At 36.6% G+C, this 21,090-nt stretch carries 20 protein-coding genes and 2 pseudogenes; 11 read left to right on the top strand and 11 right to left on the bottom strand.

Annotation, left to right across the window (positions count from 1 at the left end; all coding sequences use genetic code 11):
• The first annotated feature begins 360 nt into the window (after positions 1–360).
• Positions 361–997: pseudogene (locus tag IC619_RS05440) on the top strand (FMN-dependent NADH-azoreductase).
• A 280-nt stretch (positions 998–1,277) separates the two neighbouring features.
• On the opposite strand, the gene IC619_RS05435 reads toward IC619_RS05440, so the two are convergent.
• Positions 1,278–2,804, bottom strand: coding sequence for a recombinase family protein (locus tag IC619_RS05435; protein ID WP_191139099.1), 1,527 nt, complete (start codon positions 2,802–2,804; stop codon positions 1,278–1,280).
• A gap of 79 nt (positions 2,805–2,883) precedes the next feature.
• Here IC619_RS05435 and IC619_RS05430 point away from each other — a divergent pair, with 79 nt between their 5' ends.
• Positions 2,884–3,045: a hypothetical protein gene (locus IC619_RS05430; RefSeq protein WP_191139100.1), complete on the top strand. Its 162-nt coding sequence runs from the start codon at positions 2,884–2,886 to the stop codon at positions 3,043–3,045.
• A 138-nt stretch (positions 3,046–3,183) separates the two neighbouring features.
• On the opposite strand, the gene IC619_RS05425 is transcribed toward IC619_RS05430, so the two are convergent.
• From IC619_RS05425 to IC619_RS17465, 3 genes are all read right to left on the bottom strand, one after another.
• On the bottom strand, positions 3,184–3,372 hold the full coding sequence (locus tag IC619_RS05425) for a dihydrofolate reductase family protein (RefSeq protein ID WP_191139101.1): 189 nt from the start codon (positions 3,370–3,372) through the stop codon (positions 3,184–3,186).
• A 250-nt stretch (positions 3,373–3,622) separates the two neighbouring features.
• Complete coding sequence (locus IC619_RS17305; protein ID WP_430624102.1) at positions 3,623–3,889, bottom strand: RibD family protein; 267 nt, start codon at positions 3,887–3,889, stop codon at positions 3,623–3,625.
• 61 nt (positions 3,890–3,950) lie between these two features.
• Positions 3,951–4,136, bottom strand: a complete 186-nt coding sequence (locus IC619_RS17465; protein ID WP_488212618.1) for a hypothetical protein — start codon at positions 4,134–4,136, stop codon at positions 3,951–3,953.
• A 729-nt stretch (positions 4,137–4,865) separates the two neighbouring features.
• Here IC619_RS17465 and IC619_RS05415 point away from each other — a divergent pair.
• Positions 4,866–5,207: pseudogene (locus IC619_RS05415) on the top strand (manganese catalase family protein); the annotation flags it as partial.
• 472 nt (positions 5,208–5,679) lie between these two features.
• On the opposite strand, the gene IC619_RS05410 reads toward IC619_RS05415, so the two are convergent.
• The 4 genes from IC619_RS05410 to IC619_RS05395 all read right to left on the bottom strand — a co-directional run bounded on the left by IC619_RS05410 (position 5,680) and on the right by IC619_RS05395 (position 9,408).
• The gene (locus IC619_RS05410; RefSeq protein WP_191139103.1) at positions 5,680–6,063 is read right to left on the bottom strand and encodes a hypothetical protein; all 384 of its coding nucleotides are present in this window, start codon (positions 6,061–6,063) and stop codon (positions 5,680–5,682) included.
• Between the two features lie 883 nt (positions 6,064–6,946).
• Positions 6,947–7,231: a DDE-type integrase/transposase/recombinase gene (locus tag IC619_RS16720; protein ID WP_430624101.1), complete on the bottom strand. Its 285-nt coding sequence runs from the start codon at positions 7,229–7,231 to the stop codon at positions 6,947–6,949.
• Positions 7,232–7,284: 53 nt separating this feature from the next.
• Complete coding sequence (locus IC619_RS05400; protein WP_191139104.1) at positions 7,285–8,253, bottom strand: hypothetical protein; 969 nt, start codon at positions 8,251–8,253, stop codon at positions 7,285–7,287.
• Between the two features lie 672 nt (positions 8,254–8,925).
• On the bottom strand, positions 8,926–9,408 hold the full coding sequence (locus IC619_RS05395; protein WP_191139105.1) for a hypothetical protein: 483 nt from the start codon (positions 9,406–9,408) through the stop codon (positions 8,926–8,928).
• A gap of 849 nt (positions 9,409–10,257) precedes the next feature.
• Between IC619_RS05395 and IC619_RS05390 the strand changes: the two genes are divergently transcribed.
• The 4 genes from IC619_RS05390 to IC619_RS05375 all read left to right on the top strand — a co-directional run bounded on the left by IC619_RS05390 (position 10,258) and on the right by IC619_RS05375 (position 13,656).
• On the top strand, positions 10,258–10,797 hold the full coding sequence (locus IC619_RS05390; RefSeq protein ID WP_191139106.1) for a GNAT family N-acetyltransferase: 540 nt from the start codon (positions 10,258–10,260) through the stop codon (positions 10,795–10,797).
• 403 nt (positions 10,798–11,200) lie between these two features.
• Positions 11,201–12,298 carry a cytochrome D1 domain-containing protein gene (locus tag IC619_RS05385; protein WP_191139107.1) on the top strand — a complete coding sequence of 366 codons (1,098 nt, stop codon included), beginning with the start codon at positions 11,201–11,203 and terminating at the stop codon, positions 12,296–12,298.
• 351 nt (positions 12,299–12,649) lie between these two features.
• Positions 12,650–13,159, top strand: a complete 510-nt coding sequence (locus IC619_RS05380; RefSeq protein WP_191139108.1) for a MepB family protein — start codon at positions 12,650–12,652, stop codon at positions 13,157–13,159.
• A gap of 68 nt (positions 13,160–13,227) precedes the next feature.
• Positions 13,228–13,656 carry an N-acetyltransferase gene (locus IC619_RS05375; protein WP_191139109.1) on the top strand — a complete coding sequence of 143 codons (429 nt, stop codon included), beginning with the start codon at positions 13,228–13,230 and terminating at the stop codon, positions 13,654–13,656.
• A 171-nt stretch (positions 13,657–13,827) separates the two neighbouring features.
• Here IC619_RS05375 and IC619_RS05370 read toward each other — a convergent pair whose 3' ends face one another.
• The 3 genes from IC619_RS05370 to IC619_RS05360 form a co-directional block, all read right to left on the bottom strand.
• Positions 13,828–14,490 (bottom strand): permease prefix domain 1-containing protein, encoded by a 663-nt coding sequence (locus tag IC619_RS05370; protein ID WP_191139110.1) that lies wholly within the window; start codon positions 14,488–14,490, stop codon positions 13,828–13,830.
• Positions 14,487–14,816, bottom strand: a complete 330-nt coding sequence (locus IC619_RS05365) for a PadR family transcriptional regulator (RefSeq protein ID WP_191139111.1) — start codon at positions 14,814–14,816, stop codon at positions 14,487–14,489. The genes IC619_RS05370 and IC619_RS05365 overlap by 4 nt, the downstream gene beginning before the upstream one ends.
• Before the next feature lie 239 nt (positions 14,817–15,055).
• Positions 15,056–15,715, bottom strand: a complete 660-nt coding sequence (locus IC619_RS05360; RefSeq protein ID WP_191139112.1) for a type 1 glutamine amidotransferase domain-containing protein — start codon at positions 15,713–15,715, stop codon at positions 15,056–15,058.
• 371 nt (positions 15,716–16,086) lie between these two features.
• Between IC619_RS05360 and IC619_RS05355 the strand changes: the two genes are divergently transcribed.
• From IC619_RS05355 to IC619_RS05340, 4 genes are all read left to right on the top strand, one after another.
• Positions 16,087–16,947: a LysR family transcriptional regulator gene (locus IC619_RS05355; protein WP_191139113.1), complete on the top strand. Its 861-nt coding sequence runs from the start codon at positions 16,087–16,089 to the stop codon at positions 16,945–16,947.
• A 42-nt stretch (positions 16,948–16,989) separates the two neighbouring features.
• Complete coding sequence (locus IC619_RS05350) at positions 16,990–18,429, top strand: NAD-dependent succinate-semialdehyde dehydrogenase (RefSeq protein WP_191139114.1); 1,440 nt, start codon at positions 16,990–16,992, stop codon at positions 18,427–18,429.
• Positions 18,430–18,648: 219 nt separating this feature from the next.
• The gene (locus tag IC619_RS05345) at positions 18,649–19,089 is read left to right on the top strand and encodes a MarR family winged helix-turn-helix transcriptional regulator (protein WP_191139115.1); all 441 of its coding nucleotides are present in this window, start codon (positions 18,649–18,651) and stop codon (positions 19,087–19,089) included.
• A gap of 222 nt (positions 19,090–19,311) precedes the next feature.
• Positions 19,312–21,051 carry a sensor histidine kinase gene (locus IC619_RS05340; protein WP_191139116.1) on the top strand — a complete coding sequence of 580 codons (1,740 nt, stop codon included), beginning with the start codon at positions 19,312–19,314 and terminating at the stop codon, positions 21,049–21,051.
• The last annotated feature ends 39 nt before the right edge of the window (positions 21,052–21,090 follow it).

The following is a 21,090-nucleotide window of genomic DNA, read 5'->3' as shown; positions in this document are numbered from 1 at the left end:
GACAATGGGACTGGTTCATCTATCTCGTGTTTAATTAACTGTTAGACGTATAGTGCGATTTTATGATAACGATTCTCATTATCACCATATGTATATAATAACAATCTCAACAAAAAATGTCAAAAGATTTATTCAAACACTTTTCGTTGCAAGTTTTGATTCGTATACACATTGCACCTGTTACAACCGTTCATTTTTAGTTTGGTCAGTGTACATGAGAAGATTAAATGTGTTTCTTCTGTTAAAATGGACGTATACTTCTGTTCAAAAAGGGTAACGTATATACTTTCATTCTAATAAACAAGGTGCAACGATGTGTCTTTGTATCAAAAATATTTTACATTGTGAGGAAGAAAGAACATGAGCCAAGTTCTTTATATCACAGCCCACCCCCATGAGCATATTCAATCTTATAGTTTAACTGTAGGAAAAACTCTAATTGATTCGTATCGCTAACACCACCCTGAAGACGAGATTATCCATTTGGACCTTTACCAAGAACATTACCCCCTAAATTGATAAAGACGTTTTTTCAGGCTGGGGAAAGTTACAAAACGGAAATGATTTTCATTTATTAACAGCAGAAGAGCAGGCGAAAGTCAGTCGTTTAAACGAGCTCGTTGACCAGTTTGTACAAGCAGATAAATACATCTTCGTATCACCCATGTGGAACTTTTTATTTCCACCGATATTAAAAGCCTATATCGATGCAGTCTGTATAGCAGGCAAGACATTTCAATATACGGAAAATCGACCAGTCGGACTTTTAACAGATAAAAAAGCTTTCCATATCCAAGCAAGTGGTGGTATTTACTCGGAAGGACCTGGTAAGGATTTGGAAACTGGACATGCCTATTTAGGAAAAGTCATGAAGTTTATGGGTATACAATCGTTTGAAGGTATATTTGTAGAGGGGATGGCCTACATGCCTGATAAAGCAGAGCAAATTAAAGAGGAAGCGATAGGAAAAGCCATAAAAGCGGCTGAGACATTCTAATCAGCTAAAAGTATCCGATTAACCAAAAATTACAGACTTGGCGAGCGGAGAAGCCCAACTTCTTAAAGGTTGGGATGAAAACGAGTGATGCTCCGTTCTCCCTATTGAGGAAGCTTAGAGTAACTATTTTGGGAATAGGACTTCATGAGTGGTGCTCACATTCCGTGATGTTTTTAGTCGTAGCCATTAGATCGTTATTACTTCATTGAATCCCCTTATTTATTTTAAAGGTATTCATTATACACATATTCTTAAGGTGACGTATGTATATAATGAATACCTAAATTTTAGGGTAAACAATTAGCGTAAACTCATCATTTTTTTGATTTTTTTCCTTATGATACAGACAGCGGTCGATTACACTTTTGAGGAGCGCATTTTTATGTTTTGGATCTTCAATCTGATGGTAAGTGTCTAAGATGTGCGTAATTTTGGGTATGACATTATTTTTAGCTCGCTCTTTTTCTTTTTCAAAATTATGTTTCTTTCTATTCTCTTCCATTTTTGTACGCACTTCTTTTAATCGGTGTGCAATATTTTTCGATCTCTCCATGTACGTTTCCTCATCATAAATATTTTTTTCCAGTAAATCGTGAAGGTTACCTTTTTGAATTTCTAACTCTTTCTCTTGTTGTACTAAGTTCTGTAGTGCCAGCTCAAATATCTGGGATTTACCACGATCTTTTTTTTCTTTCACATTTATTTGTACTTTATATGCTTTAAGCCAGTCATACAAAGCCTCTAATAGGCGTGACTCCACATAATTTAAACGGATGCTCTTATTGTTACATGATTCCCCCCTTTTTTTGTTGGTACAGACAAGATGTGCAACTTTGTAGCGTGAAAACTTTAAAACCATTGTTGCATCACATTGATCACATATAATAAGACCGGCTAATGGGTTTTTCAATGCATATTGATAAGGAGAGTTTCTTCTGTTGGTTCGAATTTCCTGGGCTTTATTAAAAACAGTGCAAACTACTATCGCCTCATGCTTCCCTTCTACTTCAATCCACTCCGTTGTTGGACGCATCATATATTTGCGGCCCGTATGATCAGGTGTTTTTCTCCGCTCTATTTTCTTCCATTGGATTTTTCCAATATAAACAGCGTTTTTAATAATACTTAATACCCCATTTGAATTCCATTTCGTCTTACTGTATGAAGGAATACCCATTTCATTTAGGCGTTTGGCGATATGTAGTGTTCCAATTCTTTCTTCTGTATACCAATTAAATATTTCTTTTACGATCGGCGCTTGATCCGGATCGGGGATTAAATACCTTCCTGACTGATCACTTTTAATTTGGTACCCGTATGGTGGTCTTGGCCCTACATAATTCCCATCTTCAACAGACCGCACGCGTCCACTCTGGAGGCGTCGCGTAATGATTTTCAACTCTTTTCTAGCCATAAATGCTTCGAATTCACTGTATTCCTCATCAAATTCATCTTGTAGATCATACATTTTGCGTGGCGTTATAATTTTGGTGCCTGACTTCTGAAAGGTTTCGAGTATAATCCCTTGCTCACGCATATTCCCACGCCCTAATCGATCCATATCCATAACAAGAACAGCTTCATACTTCTTTCTTTCAATTTCATGCAGTAGCTGCATCATTGCTGGGCGATTAACCAAACTTTCACCTGAAACAATTTCATGGTAGATTTTGATTATGTTTAGCTTTTGGCGCTTAGCAATTTGAAGCAATGCCTTTTTATGCTTCGTCAATGTCTCTCCCTCACCACGGGCCTCTGCTTCAACATCAGCTCGACTTTTGCGTAAGTACATGCAAACTCGATCCATAATAAATCACCTCACCATCGTAATTGATAGGCTAGTCCCGACCTACTTCCTGCATATGTATTGTACAGAGGTGACCAAAATGACCCCCAGCAATCTTTTGGACTTTGACAAAACATATCAAATCGGAAGTTCCACTATTCATATCGTAGCCATTAAGCAAACTGAAGAAGAAAAAAAACAGCAGTTAAAAGAAATCGTTAGCTTAATCGAAGTCCTATTATCCAAAAATACAAATAATTAACCCACATCATCACTATAAATATTGAAAATACCATTAATACGAGCGATTAACTTTTAATAAGTACATCGTTATTTGAGAATCTATAGGATGAAGGATGTATCTCCTATTTATAGATACATCCTTCTATTTATCATTTATTTATATGCCTTGTACATCTCCAGTAATACAAATATCTTCGCCTAATCTACGCACAGTTATATTTGTTAATTGTACAGATTCAGCCATTCGGTTAAACCCTATACCGGAAATAGGGGTAATGCTTTCTTTTCCACCAAGTAGCTTAGGAGCAATAAAAATCACAACTTTTGGGACGCAATCATTGACCAATTCAGTTGCCCCCTCCTTCCAGCAAAATAGATGTTACTCCGTTTTCTCCTAAATACTTCATTACTCCCTTCAAATTCACATGTGAATCATCGCCTATACGAATCACGCTTACACCCTTCTCCAAAAGTTGTTATTCCTTTTCCCTGGCTGCTTGATTCGTACAAAAAACTCAAGTCGGTGTTTCTTTTGCCGTGCTCATCAGAGGAGCATCAAGCGGAATACGTAACAAGCTATCCGCTACAATACATATCTAGTCTTTACCATCACCATGTGGCAAACGTGTGGTGAGCTTTGGACGGTGTTTCAAAACAGTCCCAATCCCAACCATAATCGTGTCATTATAGTGACGCATGAAATGAACGTCTTCTCTTGATGACTCATTAGTTACCCATTTGCTGTCTCCTGTTGATCTCGCACTTTTTCCATCTAATGACATAGCAGTCTTTAAAGTCACAAGAGGTAAGCCGGTCCGTTTGTGAAATTCCACTGCTTCTCTTTGCGTATTATCATGCTCCATCATAAAAAGAAAATATTAGAAATATAGACATGGTAATTTATATATATATTAGCAATCTACTTTAATTTGATTCCTCAATTTTGTATACTCTTATCACTGTATTTTCTCCTGATCTAAAAACGTAGATTCTCTCACATTTTTGACATCGCCATCCATCGTATTCATCATCTTGAATATCAATAGGATCTGTGACATCCACATTTATGATTTCATCCCATTCCTTATCCGTATAAACATGTATTTCCACATCATTAGGTGCCAGTTGAGTTTGAAAGAGTTTCACCGCATTTACATAGGAATGTCGCTAATTCCATCACCCTCCTTATGGAAATTTTACAATTCTTCGATCCGTCCATATTACTACAGGCCCTGTAAGCTTTTTTTAGGAAAGTTACCTACTGCTTGTGTTCCGATACGTTTTGTATCTTCAACACCTTTTACTCACGTAACCGTTGTAGCTGTTTAATTCCATTTCATGACTTGATACGTTCCAGCACGTGGAGAACAATAAAACTAAAAATTGCCTTTACACGGTGCATCATTATGAATCCTACACACTTCCATGTTGGTTTTACTTGTTTCATTCCATTGACATACCCTATAGCTCGTACTGAAAGTGAAATTATTGCATTTCCATATTCGGCCCTCTATGGTGATGGAATGATTAGCTGCCATTAATCTTAGATTGTTAAAGTCGACATATTCACCACGGTTACAAAATCGTGGTTTCTCTTTTCCTCTACATGACAAGCATAGGCTAAGGTAGTAGTACAACTTTTCATAAATGTACGATTGAATCGCAATCTCTTTATTACAAACTTTGCAGATGAACTATTTTTTTATCTTCATCTCTCCTCCTTCGATTAAAACTTGATCATATCTTTCACATGCTCGAAATAGGTCAAAAAAAGTGTTGAACCTCAAAACATCAAGAATTAAGGGCTTTTTCAAAGGTATCCATAACACACACGAAAATAAGTTAACCAAGGATGCAACCCCGGATCAACTAAAAGAAGCCGGACTTGGTGCCCGCTATGCCAACCATGAGAATGCGCTTTTTTACGAAAATGCCGCCGGTGATCCTTTTACTGCCACTTATATTCAAGCAAAAGGGGATCCCATAGCGGATTTGTATGAAGACATTGCCGCAGAAGAGAAAGCAAGAGCCACTTATCAAAATATAATCAATTTATCTGATGACCCCGATATCAATGATAGCCTCAAATTTCTAAGAGAGAGAGAAGTGGTTCATGCTCAGCGGTTCCGAGAAGCAGTGGAACTGGTAAAAGAATATCAAGATCAGAAGCGATTTTATTAGGTCAGACAATCCCGTTAATTATAACGTAGCGATTTAAATTACGCTTTTTGAAATTTGCATATACACGATTAACCTCATTGAAATCATAATTGATGCCTGGAATATTATATATCATAATTTTTGAAATATATTGTAAATCATTTCCACTCCAGCACCTCGTTTATGTAATTCCTTGTATTTGTTATCATTCAGTTTATACTAAAGTATATTTATCATTCAAATGAAGTGAGAATATTTTCGCTTAGAAATCCTTTGCTCTTTTTCTTAGGTAGTTTGAAACGCAACACAAGATCGAAAGTAGAATAGATTTACAGAAAGAAATGGGATTAGCTCCACGTGCTGCATCAAGAGTTTGGCATGATCGAGATTGTAGATTAAATACCGAGCAACTTAAAATAAGAGAGGCCCTATTTTTAGGGACTCTCAACACAAATCACACTCTGTTTCAAGTGAAAAAGATTACTTTTGCTCCCTATTCATTACCGCTAGCTCGTTTTAATATGTTAATCTCTTGTTGGTGCTTATCTTGTGTTTGCGAGAGCGTCTGCATGATTTCGTATATCTGTTGAAAATTCTCCCCGGTTCTCTCAAAACCACTGACGACAATTTCTTTTAGTTCTTTGATGTCCTTTTGAACATAATCAATATGAGCCTTCAGAAGCACATCTCCTGTTTGTTGTTTTTGTTCCAGACTTACCGCAGTTTCTTCACTAATATATTCTAAAGTATTTGCAACAGCTTTTAATTCTTCTCTTTGTGCTGTATGATCTAATTTTTCCTCAATGCTATCCAAACGCTCATTCATATCATGCTGTAAATTCATAATCAATTTTTTAATCTCGTTCAGCTCACCCATGCCGATCCGCTCCTGATCCTATTTTTTATTATTTTACCATATTTCAGATATTTATGCCCGATGGATATATGCATCGTCCTCAATTGTTGTTAGCTTTATCCAGATGTCTCAGCTATCCATGAGCCAAACACCATCACGTGCTGACATCAGAGTTCTGAGCATAGTAACTCCAATTGCTTGTGCACAGCAGAAGGAGGTACAGCGTTTCCAATCCGCTCTCGCCACCTCTGAACACTGTTTCCAGCGAGGCTTAACGATTAACCATTGTGTAGAAGTAGAGGGAACCCCTGCAATATAGCTAGTTCCAAGTTCCAAGGTGGTCAATGGGCGATGCTAGGTTCCATCCATTAAGATAATCATCCATGTACCTGTAGTATTCATTATGTTGGGCCTCACAACACCCCTTATCTTGGGTAGTTAGAAATGTACCCACATGGGCGGAACACCTGTTATCCGTGTTCTAGTTCCTTTTTTTCAAACGCTAATCGTTTTACACAGTAGTAGCTTCTTTTCCCACTGAAACCCAGTACGATCACATTTCAAGGAACAAAGCCTAAGACAAGCACGATAAGCACCGCTCATGAATTCATATTACCAAAAAGGGTTGCTCTAAGCATCCCCATAGAGGATACCGAGCAACCTCACTTTCATCCCCAGCCTAATTCCCGCTCGCAAAAACTGTGAATTGAGATAGAAAAATCTGATGTTACCTATATGGAATTGAATGCTTAAAAGATATAAATATTTAATTTTATATCTTTTTATCGAATCATTCTAAATATAAGTAGCAAAATAAGCTCGTATCTTTCAATCCGCCCTACTCTACCTCTATTATCGTGTAATTACCTGTTTGGCACAGATCAATTAAACCCTTTCGATCCACCTATCTGCTCACTAGAGGATAGATGGTTCGAAAGGATTTAGAGCCTAACATTAAGCGCATTTTCCTTTTGATGAATTGATCGTCCTGTTCTTCAATATTGTTCAAGTATTTCTTTTTTCTGTGCTTATAACTTTTAGAGACTATTTTTTCTATCTTCAATTGTTCAACCGCTGGAGAGTACGCCAGATTTTGATCTGTAGCAATGGCATAAGGAGTTGGGTGATGTGGAAAAGATAATGCCTTTATAAACCTACTTTTTAAACTCTTTGCTCGCTCACACTGTATTCCCTTTTGAATCCACGGTTTGGTAGAGACATTCCCATTAAATCATGCCTTTTTCAGTTTTTATACCAGTACCTAACCTTGTCCACATTCTTCCTTTTTTTAAGGATAGAGAACAATTCCTTCGGGCTTGAAGTAGATCCAATATGATATAAGTTATTTTTCACGCTGTAGACTAGTGAAAAACAATCATAGCCTGGGGTGTCATTTGGGGCTATGTTTGATAATTTCCTAGAAATCCAATCCTCATAATAATGACGTCGCTCCGTAATGATTGGACGTTCTACCTTCCTTAGGTAAGAACATTTCGCCCACATATAATTCATCCATATCCATCCAAGACCACCAGCTGAAATGCCTAATTTATTTATAGACTCAAACATCATCATTAATGAAATATTCCTTCTCCATTGTTTAATAACTAAAGGAAACAGGTATCTAGACTCATATGGATTACGTGGCGTAAGGTGAAGCTTACTAATTCCTTTGGAATGAAAATACAGAACCACACCAGCATTCTTTTGGGCTAACTGCCAAACTTTGCGTATTCCAAAATACTCATGATTGTTTTCTGAATGACAAGTAACGCGAGCAGTAGGCAGCACAGAATAAACGATCTTCTTTATTTTTGCGAAGTCACTACCGCAAGCCTCAACATAGAGCGTTCCATATTTACACAACCCTGTAGCAATTAGCTCTTCTAAATGCGTCCGCATTAAATTTTCATAGTAAGGGGAGATGAATGTGTTAATAAAATAAACAATATGAATAGGAGGCATCGTATTGAAGTGATTTAAATTTAAAGTAAAGCTAGTTTCATTTTTGATATATACAGGACCTATATGTTGATAAGGGATATTAACTTTTAAATGCTTATGGTCTCCAGCAGAATAGTTACAAAATAGGTTTTTATAATCGTTTTTGTGAATGCCGATTATATTATCCATACAGCATCGTTTTTTCACAACATCTGTTACATCCTCATACTGGTTTTGAGCACCATAATAAAAATTAATACGGTCCATTACCAACCCACTCTCTTCTTATATGAAGTAATTAATTCATATTAATCTCGGATGATATCAATTAATCGTTTATATCCATTCAAATCAAAACAGTATATGCTTTCACTATTTCTATATCGGTAATCGCACAAAAAACAAGCGGACTCTACCTAAATAACTCATTGAAAGCACAATTCCCTTGGTTTTTATAGGTATACTTTGTATAAATACTTATCCTTCTTCAATGCTGAATTTTAAATATTTTATGAATAAATGCGGTGAATTGGATAGGCAAAGAAAGCAGAGGATCAATTCGGAGATGAAAGAAGCAAAGGAATGATTTGAAATCGAAGTATATCTCTCCTGATATTACAATTCAAACCTTGTATTGTCCAATTATTAGGTGTCTAACAATTATAGTGCAAATTAAGGATAAGATGCCAATTGAAATTACACCTAAATTTGCGAAGTCTTATGACTGCTGACAGGAAAAGTCTTTTCATTTTCTTGCTGGTGAAAGTATTAATATTCTAGCTTCTTTTCGTGTACCAAATCGCAGACTAGATACCATGGTGGGATTTATTTTCGTTCCAAGATTGAGGAAGCCATTATGAAGGCGTTCCTTTAAAGGAACGCTTGTTTCGTTTTGCCGCAGAAGAGAACCAGACTTTCTTGTTTGTAAAGATCATAATCTTATTTAATACGATTAAGAGTTCCTGACCATACAGTTTGTTTCTGATCGGGAATCTGATTTTGAAAAGAGAAACCAGACTCAGTATAAGTTAACATTAACTGTACAGGTGTTTGAAATTGATCTCTTTTTAGAACGGATACGAAAAATATTCCGTTGTCAGAGTCAGCAGCGGTAATCAATTGCCAATCTACTACCTCTCCTTTTAAAATAATGGGTTGCCATACTCCAATAAATACCTCGTCAGCTTCGATGTTATTTAACAAATCGATTGTCGTAAATCGATTGTTTTGACATATATCCCACGTCCCAAAGGCACTCTGTAAGCTATAAGGAGTCACTTTTTGTTGAGGTGTTTCTCTTCGAATGCCAAGTAGTTGTTGCCGCCAAAACCCTTGGATATTAGGGGGTTTGGATCCTAATATGGAATAGTCGTCTTTTATTTTTCCAACAGGACAAGTGTTTGTTTTGGTTATTTTCTTCATGTCTAAGGCTCCTTCGATAATGAGATTTGGTAAATTTTGAATTTATACATGTATTGTATGTCGTAGGAATTAAAATGTAACGCCTTTCAACATTTGATCCTCATCTCAATACAAACCAGGGCACAACCAAAGAATTGTCCAAGCTAGAGATGATGAAAATGCTCACGAAAATATTGTAGACTCTATTTCTAAAAGTGTACTGAGTAATGAAAACAACAATCAGGACGGAAGTGTTACATCTCCACAGGCAACCACAAGTGGAATACGGAAATCGAAATTAGAAACGACTACCCAAGAAACAATATTAGACGAAAAATAGATGTAGCCCAGGAGAGGTCGGCTAATCTATCCAATCCCAATTTTATTTCCTTTTCTTGAAAATTCATGAAAATGAACCTATGAAGTTGATTTTAAGGTATTTTACAATCATTTCGAAAACCTCCCCCATACACTCCACTCAACTCAATACAGCGTCTTGAGTCGAATGTCAGAGGTATTTAAACGCATTTTACCTCATAATATATTAAGCTACTATTTTATGATACGATGTAAGATACTCGCTTGGCTAGATTTCCCTAACAAAACACGCTGTGATATGATATATGTTCGAGAACGCCAGTAACGACAACGATTACGCGATTTTCACTTAAAAAATGAGCTCCCCCTCTTTTCTGGAACATTTTCTTATTTTTTCAGAAAAAATGCAATAACAAGCATTTTTATTTGAATAATTTTCATTTTAGCGGTGTAAATGTTGGATAATCAACACCACTGGAATACGCTAGCCGGAAAATTCCTATTTGGGGTTAAGCGACAAGCATTGCTCAAAATTGAAAGGTGAGAAAGACCGTGTTATTACCTAAAGAAACTGAATTTCCACTTATTGAAATAAATAACTTCTATTTAAAAGTACTAACCTTAGCTGATGCTGAAGTAATAAATAATCACTTTTCTGATGAGCATATTACAAAATACTTGGATATTGAACCTTGTAAGGATATTGAACAGGCTGTAACTATCATTCAATATCATATGGAAGATGCAGGATGTCGTTGGGGGATATTTACTAAAGAAGACGATACATTTATTGGAACATGTGGTTTCCATTATCTTAGAAATTCAAACAACATATTTACCGCAGAAATTGGATTTGACCTGTCTAGAGATCAGTGGGGAAAAGGAATTATGTTCGAAGTTCTACAGCAAATCATTGCGTTTGGTTTTACACAAATGGGGTTAGATGTTATCGATGCAACAGTTGAACAAGCGAACGAACGATCACAAAAGTTAATGAATAAACTTGGCTTTCAAAGAGCTTCTGAATTGCGAGAAAATCTGGTCTATTATTATTTGAGTCGAGAAAAAAAACGAATTAATAAAATAAGATAATCCTATTGACACATTTTCGCAATGTTGCATTATAAAGAAGGCCGAGGAAGAAGCCTTCTTTTTTATGAGAAGATATAAGGTCCCATGCTAACAAAATACCTCACTCCATCTATCTTTGTTGATCCATCGTGCTATGAATTCATAAAATTGAAGCAATAGAAGTTAATTCAAAGAATGGATCTAAATCATCTAATTCAAAAAACGTACCACCATTAGCCTACTGTGCAGTAGTTTGATCATCCTAATCTACAGGAGATATTGCTTGCTTTTTTATTCTATTTTTTTGCACCAGAGCCAACTCAGTGTCATGTCGAGTAGCTTACTCCTGTATATTTGTAAAACGAGGCATATATCGATATGTAGAAAAATCAGACAAAAATCATGAAAGCAAGGGGTTGATCAGATGCTCGGGTTTACCGCAAATGGTTCTGGAAACAATGTATCCGTAATTGATGTTGCCCAGCAACGAATTATTGCGACACTTAATACGCTTGATATGGCGACAGATGTTGCGATTTCACCAGATAACCAATTTTTGTATGTGACGACAAATGGTGATGGCGGTTCTTTTTTAGTCGTATTTGAAATTAAAAGTTTCCAATTGATTGCACGTGTACCAGTAGGAAGTAATCCACTAAAAGTGATTGTATCACCAGATGGGAGATATATTTATGTAGCTGCCAGTGAAGAAGGAATAGTCACGGTGGTGGATGCAAAGAATTTTTCTCTGATTGCAACGGTAACATTAGGAATATATAGTAGAGCTAGTGACATTAGTATTACGCCAGACAGTCGATTTGTCTATGTGATTGATGTGAATAATAGTACAGTTGTTGTCATTGAGACGAAAAGAAACACGATTATTGCCACGATTAACGTTAATATTCAATCTATAGGTATTACTCCCTTTAAATTTATTGTGATGAAACCAGATGGGCAGTTTGTCTATGTGATCAATACGGGTGAATTGGGTGTAATAGGATCGATTTCTGTGATTAGCACAAAGGATCATGCCATTGTTTCTACGATTTTAGTAGATATATCTCCTTACTATATTGATATTACACCAGATGGTCAGACACTTTATGTGTCCAATGTCGGTGCTCCGGGTGAATTACGCTCTGTTTCAGTGATTGATACAAAAACAGAACAAGTGATTGCGACAGTTGCAGCAGGACCTGGTTTTGGAGAAATTCCTGTTGAATTAACAGTGACACCAGATGGGCACTATGCATATTTAGCAAATATAACTGCCAGCACAGTATTTGTAATTGATACCAAGACACATGCTGTGATTGCAAGTAGTGGCATTCCAGGACTGTTAAGTGGTGGTCCAGTTGCGTTTACACCGGATAGCCAGTACGCCTATATCATAGATATTAGTGGATCTGGAAGCATCATCGTAATAGATGTGAAGACGCATGCAGTCATTGCTTTAATTGACCTTAGCATATCTGGTGGATTTATAGGGGCAGGAGCAATTGCATTTACTTCGGTTTGACACTCCCACGGCTGAAGCCGCTAGGATTCTATCCAGCCACGCGACTTGGAACGGTCTTGTTATCACTGGAACGCCGATACGCTTTCCAAGCGGTATAGTGTTCGCTATTCTTCTAAAAGTGTAAGTTAAAGAACGCTTCGCCTAAGCGGATGATGGCATACTTCCCATTATCTATGGATACAGTCGTTTCATTACAAATGCCAGAAGCTCCTTTTTCACAGGTACTGCCTTTGGTGGATTTGTTACTTTTACAGCAAATACATCCTGTCGCATCATCGTGTTCTATGCCCGCTAGAATAGGACCATTGTTCAATAATCGGGCCATTTTATTGGAAATTTGAGGGTAGCTTAATGAATGAATTTTATACTGCATTAAATTATGTAACAAAATTGATTTATGAACCACATGACTTAACGGTAGAGTCGGTCCAAGAAGAAAAGCAAAATGCTAAGTATGGAGCTGGTATTTTTCGATTATCTTCGAGAACAATTCGTTTCAGAGTTGCGAATGCAACACCTACTAAAGCAGGACAGTTTGTTGCATTATGGCAAAAAGATGAAAATAATAAAAACCAACCTTATATTTATGAAGAAGCGCCTGATTTATTCGTTATCACTACTTTTAAAGATAATAATGCGTTTGGACAATTTGTTTTCCCAAAAGACATTCTTTTCAAACAAAGTATTCTTAGATCCAGTTCAACAAAGGGAAAGATGGCAATAAGAGTTTATCCCAGCTGGGATAAACTCACTAGTAAACAAGCCATGAAAACCCAAAGATGGCAGTTACCCTATTTTATTGATATGCGCGATCCGAGTAAATTACCTAGAGATAGATTAATAGAGCTGTATTCACTTTAACCCTATGCAAATGAGAGCAGTTGCAAAAAACTATGATTTCAAAACAAGGCCAGGAATAGAGGGATTTTATGATAAGACCATATAGCGATAATGATATTGATACTTTGGTTGACATTTGGTACAAAGGTTCATTGCAAGCACACGATTTTATAGATTCCAGTTATTGGGAATCTAAATTACAAGAAATGAAAGAAAAGTATATTCCGATGTCAGAAACACATGTCATGACTCGTCAGAAAAAAGTTGTAGGATTTATTTCGATGGTAGAAGATTATTTGGCAGCGCTCTTCGTTGATATCACCTATCAAAATATGGGGGCTGGAAAAGAACTTTTGAATTTTGAAAAAAGACGAAGAAATATCATTCAGTTGAAGGTGTATAAAGAAAACTTATCAGCAGTACGTTTTTACGAAAAGAATGGTTTTACGATAAAAAAAGAATTAACAGATGAGCAAACAAATAAGCAAGAGTATATAATGGAATGGATAAAAAAATAAGTTTATTTCATCAATCGGACGTGATTGTTACAGAGCAAAAGCCTAATTCCTCATTCTATTTTTCAAGGAATTAGGCTTTTGCTTCACCTCTTTAATGAATATAATTTATATAAAGTTAACTAAGTAATATAAAACAAAAAATTAAGAAATTAACTATTGCTTATCCTTAGTTTAATCCGATTTCATTTGTTCATCACTTTTATTTGCTCTATTTCGCTTCAAAATCACACTCAAATAATTTACAACTGACCAAATCAGAAAACCGATTATAAAACCACCCAATTGATCAATAAAACCTGACATCGTAAACGAACGTATGTGTAATACATAATAAGGGGTATTGATCAGCTGTATGATAAGAATACTCATTGTTAGATTGAGTGTGAATTTCCTCATTGATTTAAATAAAATAGCTAAAAAGACACTAAGTGCTCCATAACCCACTATTACAGCCATGACGTTAATAGGATGTAACATCAAATATTTCACATCATCAAATGGGTTAAAATCATGCATGCCATAGTTGGAAATTGAATTACTAAACCAATAGATCAATAAAGTAAAGTACATACCAAAAAGTATCCATGTCATCACTTTTCCAAATATTCTAAAAGGTGTGATACTTTTTTGTAGCATTGGAGCAAGTTCCGAGGATTGACCAAATTCTTTTTTTGCTAGCTGAATGGCCTTTTCCTCGGAATAACCGCTTTCTATTTTATCTCGTTTAATCTGTAGAAGATGGTCCATAAATTCATGAGCTAATTCTTCTTTGACATTTTGAGGTGCATCGATATGATTTAAGATTTTATTAATATAGGCTTTAAAGCTTCTCATGCATATCCTCCTCGAACTTGTTTTATAATGTTTGTTACTTGATCCCATTCTTTTACTTTTTGGGCCAATGCTTTTTTTCCACCCTCCGTTAGAGAATAAAATTTTCGCTTTACACCCGTATCCGGGGCTTCACCCCAGTATGACGTAAGGTATCCCTTATTTTCTAATCTTTTTAGAGCAGGATATAGTGTACCTTGGGTCATTTGATGGAGGTCGTTACTTTTTTGCCGTATCATTTGCATGATTTCATATCCGTATGTATCTCCCTGTTGAATAACTGACAAAATAAGTATATCGATACTTCCTTTCATAATCTCCTTGTTCATGAATTCACCTCCTGTTATATAGATTGTATAACAACATATGTAGTAAAGCAACATATGTTTAACAAAGTTCATCTCTCAAAAAACAGAATAAGGAATTCTTTCTGGGGGAACCACCATCTGATTAAAGCGCCACTTCTATGGGTGGAGTCCAAACCCATCCTTAGTTTTTAACATCCACTAAATAGAAAAAACCTAAGCTTTTATTAAAAAAGCTTAGGTTTTTATAGCGACGCTACCTATCATTGAAGCTTCTTAAGAATTTCATCCGCAATCTTTTCGGATGAATTTTGGTCACGACTGGTGACGATTTGAGCATCTGCCCAGATTGCTAAAGCTGGATGATCTAATTCTGCTACATAAGTGGCTACTTTGGTTAGCTCCTGCTCCACGCTATATGGTAAAAATTCAAACACACCGTCTGGTTCATATGCATCTGGATACGCAGTCACCTTTTTATCCGCAATGATAGATTTTCCATCACGATAGGTAAAAGCGAGTACAGCTGGTGCATGACATTCGGCACCTACAATTCCACCATTATCGTAAACTTCATTAATTAAACGATGTGCATTGGGATCATAGGCTACATCAAACATGGGTCCATGTCCACCTACAAAGAGAATGACATCAAAGTCCCTACCATTTAAACTGGACATGCTAACGGTATCTTTGTTTCTGCCTAGCTTTTCAAATTCATAAGATTCTCTATTAGGATCAAATTGCTTATCTAAGCTGATTTGATCTACAGTACCGTCTCCACCTCTAGATGATGCAATCGTGACATGGTGACCTGCTTCTTCGAATTTAGTCAAAGGGACTCTAAATTCTTCACTCCAGTAACCTGTTTTATAATTCTTCACTTGCACACCATTGGAAATTACCATTAAAATTTTTGCCATTTCTATAATCCTCCTATGGAGTGAGTTGATTTATCCCCAATCACTCTTATTAAAATTAGACCAACATGCTCATTTCACATGTGTGAATGTCTGGCATGAGTACATTCTATCATCATGACCAATAGACCAGAACTTCCAATAGGTTTTAGGAGTACAAACAATACGTTTCCCCCTCTGGTAAAACCATATTCATTTACTTATAATCTGGATATGCAACATCATTTGCATTTAAACATGCTATTTTGATTCATGATTAACTATAAGATTTAATAAAAATGCATAAGCTATTTTTATGATTTCCCTTCGTAAACAGACAACTTATAAGCCATGATCTCACTAGGATGATGGTGATAGAAATTTAGGTGAATCCCATGAGAATCGATTGGCTGATCGCCTTTCAAACTACTGCTGAGTTAAGGAGTCTCACCAAAGCGAGTGAGGTTTTACATCTTAGTCAACCTGCCCTTGGCAAACAAATACGTAGTTTAGAAAGAGATGTAAACGCTCAATTGTTCCTTCGATCTGCAACTGGCGTTGCGTTAACTCCAGAAGGAGAAATTTTATTAAGATATATTCCCAAAATTTTATATCAGGTACAACAATTACGTAAAGAAATTACAAGCTCCGAACAAAGCAAAACCATCACGATCGGATCATGGCCGAGTATTTCAACTTTTTATTTACCAAGAAAGTTGGCTCAACTCAATAGTCGTACACGAGATATCAAATTTAACATTAAAATCTCGCACAGTTTTACAGAATTGATCGATAGATTGGAACAAGGTGATATTGATGTTATTTTATGTGATGATACTGTTCTTTCACATCCATATACCTCAGCACCCTTGTTCACAGAAGCATTTCAACTATTTGTACATGCTAGTCATCCTTTAGCTCAAGAAAAGAGTACCGTTTCATTTGAACAAATTAAACATGAATCTTTCGTAACGCTTCCTTCTACATGTGATATACGACTTCTGATCGAACAAGGCTTTAAACAACGGAATACACAATTTAATGTTTCAACTGAATTAGAATTTGGTCAAAGCATTCTAGGGTTTATTTCAGCTAATTTAGGAAAGTCTATACTGCCAACTATTTTTAAAGAAAGCCTACATTCCGAAATGATCCGGGTTCTCCCTATTACTGGATTTAATATTCAAAGGAAAATCTCACTGATCGCACAAGACGAGGCATTAGTTGAGAAAATGTACACATTCATGCATGAATGAAAACCTTACAACAACATCCATTTCATAAAGGAGCGATTATAAATGAACAAAAAATTATACGTAAATGGTGTATGGATTCCAGCGAAAGAAGGGAAAACATTTCCTGTTTATAATCCTGCTACGAAAGAAGTTATTGCACATGTAGCAGATGCAGGAGAATCAGATGTGCAAAAAGCCATACAGGCCGCTTCTGATGCTTTTCCACTTTGGTCTCGTAAAACAGCATTGGAACGCGCAGAGCTGCTTAGAGACGTTTACGATAAAATGGTGGCTATCAAAGAAGAACTCGCCTACTTAATGACATTGGAACAAGGGAAAACCTTACAAGAAGCACGTGGAGAAATTCAATATGCCGCAGATTTTATACGCTGGTATAGTGAAGAAGCATCGCGCGTATATGGAAAAACGATTCCGGCTTCCCAAACAGATAAAAGAATTATGGTCAAAAAAGAACCGGTGGGTGTAGTTGCTGCTATAACGCCATGGAATTTTCCTGCTGCTATGATTACACGTAAAATCGGGCCCGCTCTAGCAGTTGGATGCACAGCAATTGTAAAACCAGCAGCCGAAACACCACTTACCGCTATCCGTATCATCGAATTATTTGTTGAAGCTGGGGTGCCAAAAGGTGTTATAAATCTAGTCACATCAACTCAATCTAGAAAGGTCGGAGATGTATTCTTAACTGATCCTCGCGTTCGAAAAGTGACCTTCACAGGTTCAACACCTGTTGGTAAGGAAATCATGCAAAAAGCTTCTACCACTATGAAAAACTTAAGCTTAGAACTAGGTGGACATGCACCGTCCATTATATTAGAAGATGCTGATCTCGAAGATACTGTAAATCAAGTGCTACAAAATAAATTTCGTAATGCAGGGCAAACCTGTATTAGTACGAATCGCATATATGTTCATGAAAAGATTGCAGGAGATTTTATTCAATTATTTACCAAAAAAGTAGCCCATCTTAAAGTGGGGAATGGATTAGATGCTGGTGTTGACATAGGACCAGTCATTCATGAAAATGCTGTACAAAAAATTGAACAGCAAATTAAAGATGCAGTAGAAAAAGGTGCACTTATTACTACAGGTGGGAATCGTCATGCACAAGACTCTTACTTTTTCCAACCCACTGTTCTCATTGATGTAAATGACGATATGCTCATTCAACAAGAGGAGACGTTTGGTCCAGTCGTCCCTATCCAAACCTTTTCTTCTGATCAAGAAGCGATTCAAAAAGCAAATGGCTCACCTTTCGGATTAGCAGCTTATGTCTATACCAATCACATCGGAAGAGCTACCCGTCTTATAGAAGGACTTGAATATGGCATTGTAGGCCTGAACGACGGTCTTCCTTCTACTGCACAAGCACCATTCGGTGGGTACAAAGAATCCGGGTTAGGACGTGAAGGTGGCCAGGAGGGTTTAGAAGCTTATTTAGAAACGAAATATGTATCACTACGAAGCCCAAATTTTTTATAATAAAGAAAGAAGATGATTGTAGGAGCAAGTGTGAGTCTGATCAACTAAGCAAAATTTTGTAATCCACCCCTTATCCTAAATGTTTGACTTGGTGATCCATCTTATTTTTGTAGTGTGTCAGTACCTTTCATTACAAAAAATGCATTTTGCACGATTCTATTGTGATCGTTATAATAAGGGTATCATATAAGAGGAGTCATTGTATGGAGGGTTTATATCATGAAAATAGAAAATCCGCTCTTGTTATCCAATCATTTATGTTTTTCGATATACGCTTGTTCCCGGGAATTTACCAAACTTTATACTCCTTATCTAAAAAAGTTTAATCTCACATATCCTCAGTATCTCGTTATGCTTGCCCTGTGGGAGAATGGAACTTTATCGATAAAGCAATTAGGACAAGCGCTTTATCTCGACTCTGGTACATTAACGCCTATGTTAAAGCGACTTGAAGAAGCACAAATGGTGACACGTAAGCGCTCAGAAGATGATGAAAGGCGTGTACTTGTTTCGTTAACTGATAAAGGGGCTGACTTACAAAAAGAAGTGAGCACTGTACCACATCAAATCTTTGAGAAAACAGGTTTAACCCCAAAGCAATTTGAAGAGCATAATCGCAGTATCAAGATATTACTGCATCAATTAAGACAAAGTTCCTAAGAACACCCATTAATTCGTTTGGGCTCAGTCGACACTAAGGCTTTAAATCGGGGTGCTACTCCACCTGATTTAAAGCCCCACTTCTACAAGTGAAGTTTCAAATCCCTCTTGCATGAACACGATCCTGCACATATCTATTACATACTTAATTCCAATCCAATTGTTAGAATTGTTTTAGCCAGGATATTGCCGTCACCCATCACACTAAATTGCGAGGAAAAAATGAGAAAATCAATTACTGCCAAGTTGTTTATACTCACTCTATCCAGTTTCTTATTCTTTATCGCCCTCCAATTGATTTTACAACACACTTTTCTAAAAGACTATTATATTAATGCAAAGGTAGAGATATTAGAAAAAGAGCTTTACATCGCTTCTCTTGAATTGCCCGCCATTTTTGAAGATGAAAATAATGAGGGGCTTGATCTATTTTTGGAAGAACTTGAGGAAAGTACAGATACTCCTGTGCTTCTTTATCGTGAGGGTACAATTGAGAATGACCACTCTGATCTGATACAGCAGACGCATTTTATATTTCAAACGTTAGAATCAGATGAGCAGTATACTTTGTTTCCTAGAGATAATATCTTTGCTGCTGCATTTGCCGAACTTCAACCTGGAGATCAAGTTGTTGTGACAGGAAATATCATGGATAATAATGTGATTTACATGTCCCAATATAGCTCCAAAACAGAGCCTTTAACGCTCGTACAAAATACGCGCTTCGCACCCGTGAAACTCACAGGAACCATTGTTAAAAAAACAATGAGACAGAATGCCAACAGCGATCTAGATGCAATCTTAATCCATAACGCTATGTCCTACTTACAAGACCACAAAGACGTTCAAGAAGTAGATGAAAAATCCTTTACCCACCATGGAGAAGCATTTGTAATTGTGATGCACCCCATCGAAACAGAAGATGACGAAACACTATTGTTTAGTTTGATTCCGCAAGAACAGATTGATAATTCACTAGCTATTTTACGTCAATTTACACTCTATCTCCTGGGTGCTGTTCTATTGTTATCGATTCTAATTGCGCTATTCTTTTCACGGAAAGTAACAAAGCCTATTATTCAGATGAATCAAACCGCATCATATATGGCACAAATGAACTTTGATAAGCAATTAGACATACGGTCAGAAGACGAACTCGGACAATTAGCTACGAATCTAAATACGTTATCTATTACACTTAACCAGACGCTTAAACAACTACACCAAGCGAATACGCAGATGAAAGAAGAAATCGCACTGGAACGACGTAGTGAAAGATTACGTAAAGAGTATATGCTTCACTTTTCACATGAAATGAAAACACCTTTAGCGATTATTCGAGGGATGTTAGAAGGTTTACTAGATGGGATATATGATATAAAGGACAGTAGATATCTAAGCCAACTCATGTCAGAGATAGACGAAATGGAGGGTAAAATAAAACAAATTCTCCACGTCTCCAAAATCGAAGAAGTTGTGACAAAGCAAGAGAGATCAGATTTTCGTCTCGATGCCCTTATCGAGGAAATCATTGCTAACTTACAGTACTTAGCTGATAAACATGAGATCCATACCTCTGTCAAACTGTATCCTTTTGAACTGCAAGCCAATAAAAAAAACATTGAAGAAGTCTTAGTTAATCTGTATCTAAATGCGATTCAACATTCACCTAATAAATCTTCCGTCTATATTGAAATGAAACCATTGACAGAAGGGTGTTATTTTACAATTCAAAACACTGGGGTACACCTAACTGAAGAAGAGCAAACACATATCTGGAAATTATTTTATCGAAGTGATCTATCACGAACGCGAATCCCTACTGGAACAGGAATCGGACTCTATCTTGTCAAACAAATACTGGATCAACATACTTACGAGTATGGTGTAAAAAACACTTCTTCAGGGCTCTTGTTTTATATCATCTTTCGATCAAATAAACATACAAATACGATCACATAATCATTTATTTTTAATCTTGTTCTAGAAAGTGAGCAAAGC

It is taken from the genome of Polycladospora coralii (assembly GCF_014773435.2).
In the GTDB taxonomy this organism is placed as follows: Bacteria; Bacillota; Bacilli; order Thermoactinomycetales; family Thermoactinomycetaceae; genus Polycladospora; species Polycladospora coralii.
Note: the sequence above shows the minus strand (reverse complement) of the source record. Positions and strands in the feature narration are given on the sequence as shown.

Coding starts and splice junctions, on each gene's coding strand:
- IC619_RS05435 (WP_191139099.1), bottom strand. CDS start 2,804: ATGGATCGAGTTTGCATGTACTTACGCAAAAGTCGAGCTGATGTTGAA.
- IC619_RS05430 (WP_191139100.1), top strand. CDS start 2,884: ATGACCCCCAGCAATCTTTTGGACTTTGACAAAACATATCAAATCGGA.
- IC619_RS17305 (WP_430624102.1), bottom strand. CDS start 3,889: ATGGAGCATGATAATACGCAAAGAGAAGCAGTGGAATTTCACAAACGG.
- IC619_RS05410 (WP_191139103.1), bottom strand. CDS start 6,063: ATGGGTGAGCTGAACGAGATTAAAAAATTGATTATGAATTTACAGCAT.
- IC619_RS05400 (WP_191139104.1), bottom strand. CDS start 8,253: ATGGACCGTATTAATTTTTATTATGGTGCTCAAAACCAGTATGAGGAT.
- IC619_RS05395 (WP_191139105.1), bottom strand. CDS start 9,408: ATGAAGAAAATAACCAAAACAAACACTTGTCCTGTTGGAAAAATAAAA.
- IC619_RS05385 (WP_191139107.1), top strand. CDS start 11,201: ATGCTCGGGTTTACCGCAAATGGTTCTGGAAACAATGTATCCGTAATT.
- IC619_RS05380 (WP_191139108.1), top strand. CDS start 12,650: ATGAATGAATTTTATACTGCATTAAATTATGTAACAAAATTGATTTAT.
- IC619_RS05375 (WP_191139109.1), top strand. CDS start 13,228: ATGATAAGACCATATAGCGATAATGATATTGATACTTTGGTTGACATT.
- IC619_RS05370 (WP_191139110.1), bottom strand. CDS start 14,490: ATGAGAAGCTTTAAAGCCTATATTAATAAAATCTTAAATCATATCGAT.
- IC619_RS05365 (WP_191139111.1), bottom strand. CDS start 14,816: ATGAACAAGGAGATTATGAAAGGAAGTATCGATATACTTATTTTGTCA.
- IC619_RS05360 (WP_191139112.1), bottom strand. CDS start 15,715: ATGGCAAAAATTTTAATGGTAATTTCCAATGGTGTGCAAGTGAAGAAT.
- IC619_RS05355 (WP_191139113.1), top strand. CDS start 16,087: ATGAGAATCGATTGGCTGATCGCCTTTCAAACTACTGCTGAGTTAAGG.
- IC619_RS05350 (WP_191139114.1), top strand. CDS start 16,990: ATGAACAAAAAATTATACGTAAATGGTGTATGGATTCCAGCGAAAGAA.
- IC619_RS05345 (WP_191139115.1), top strand. CDS start 18,649: ATGAAAATAGAAAATCCGCTCTTGTTATCCAATCATTTATGTTTTTCG.
- IC619_RS05340 (WP_191139116.1), top strand. CDS start 19,312: ATGAGAAAATCAATTACTGCCAAGTTGTTTATACTCACTCTATCCAGT.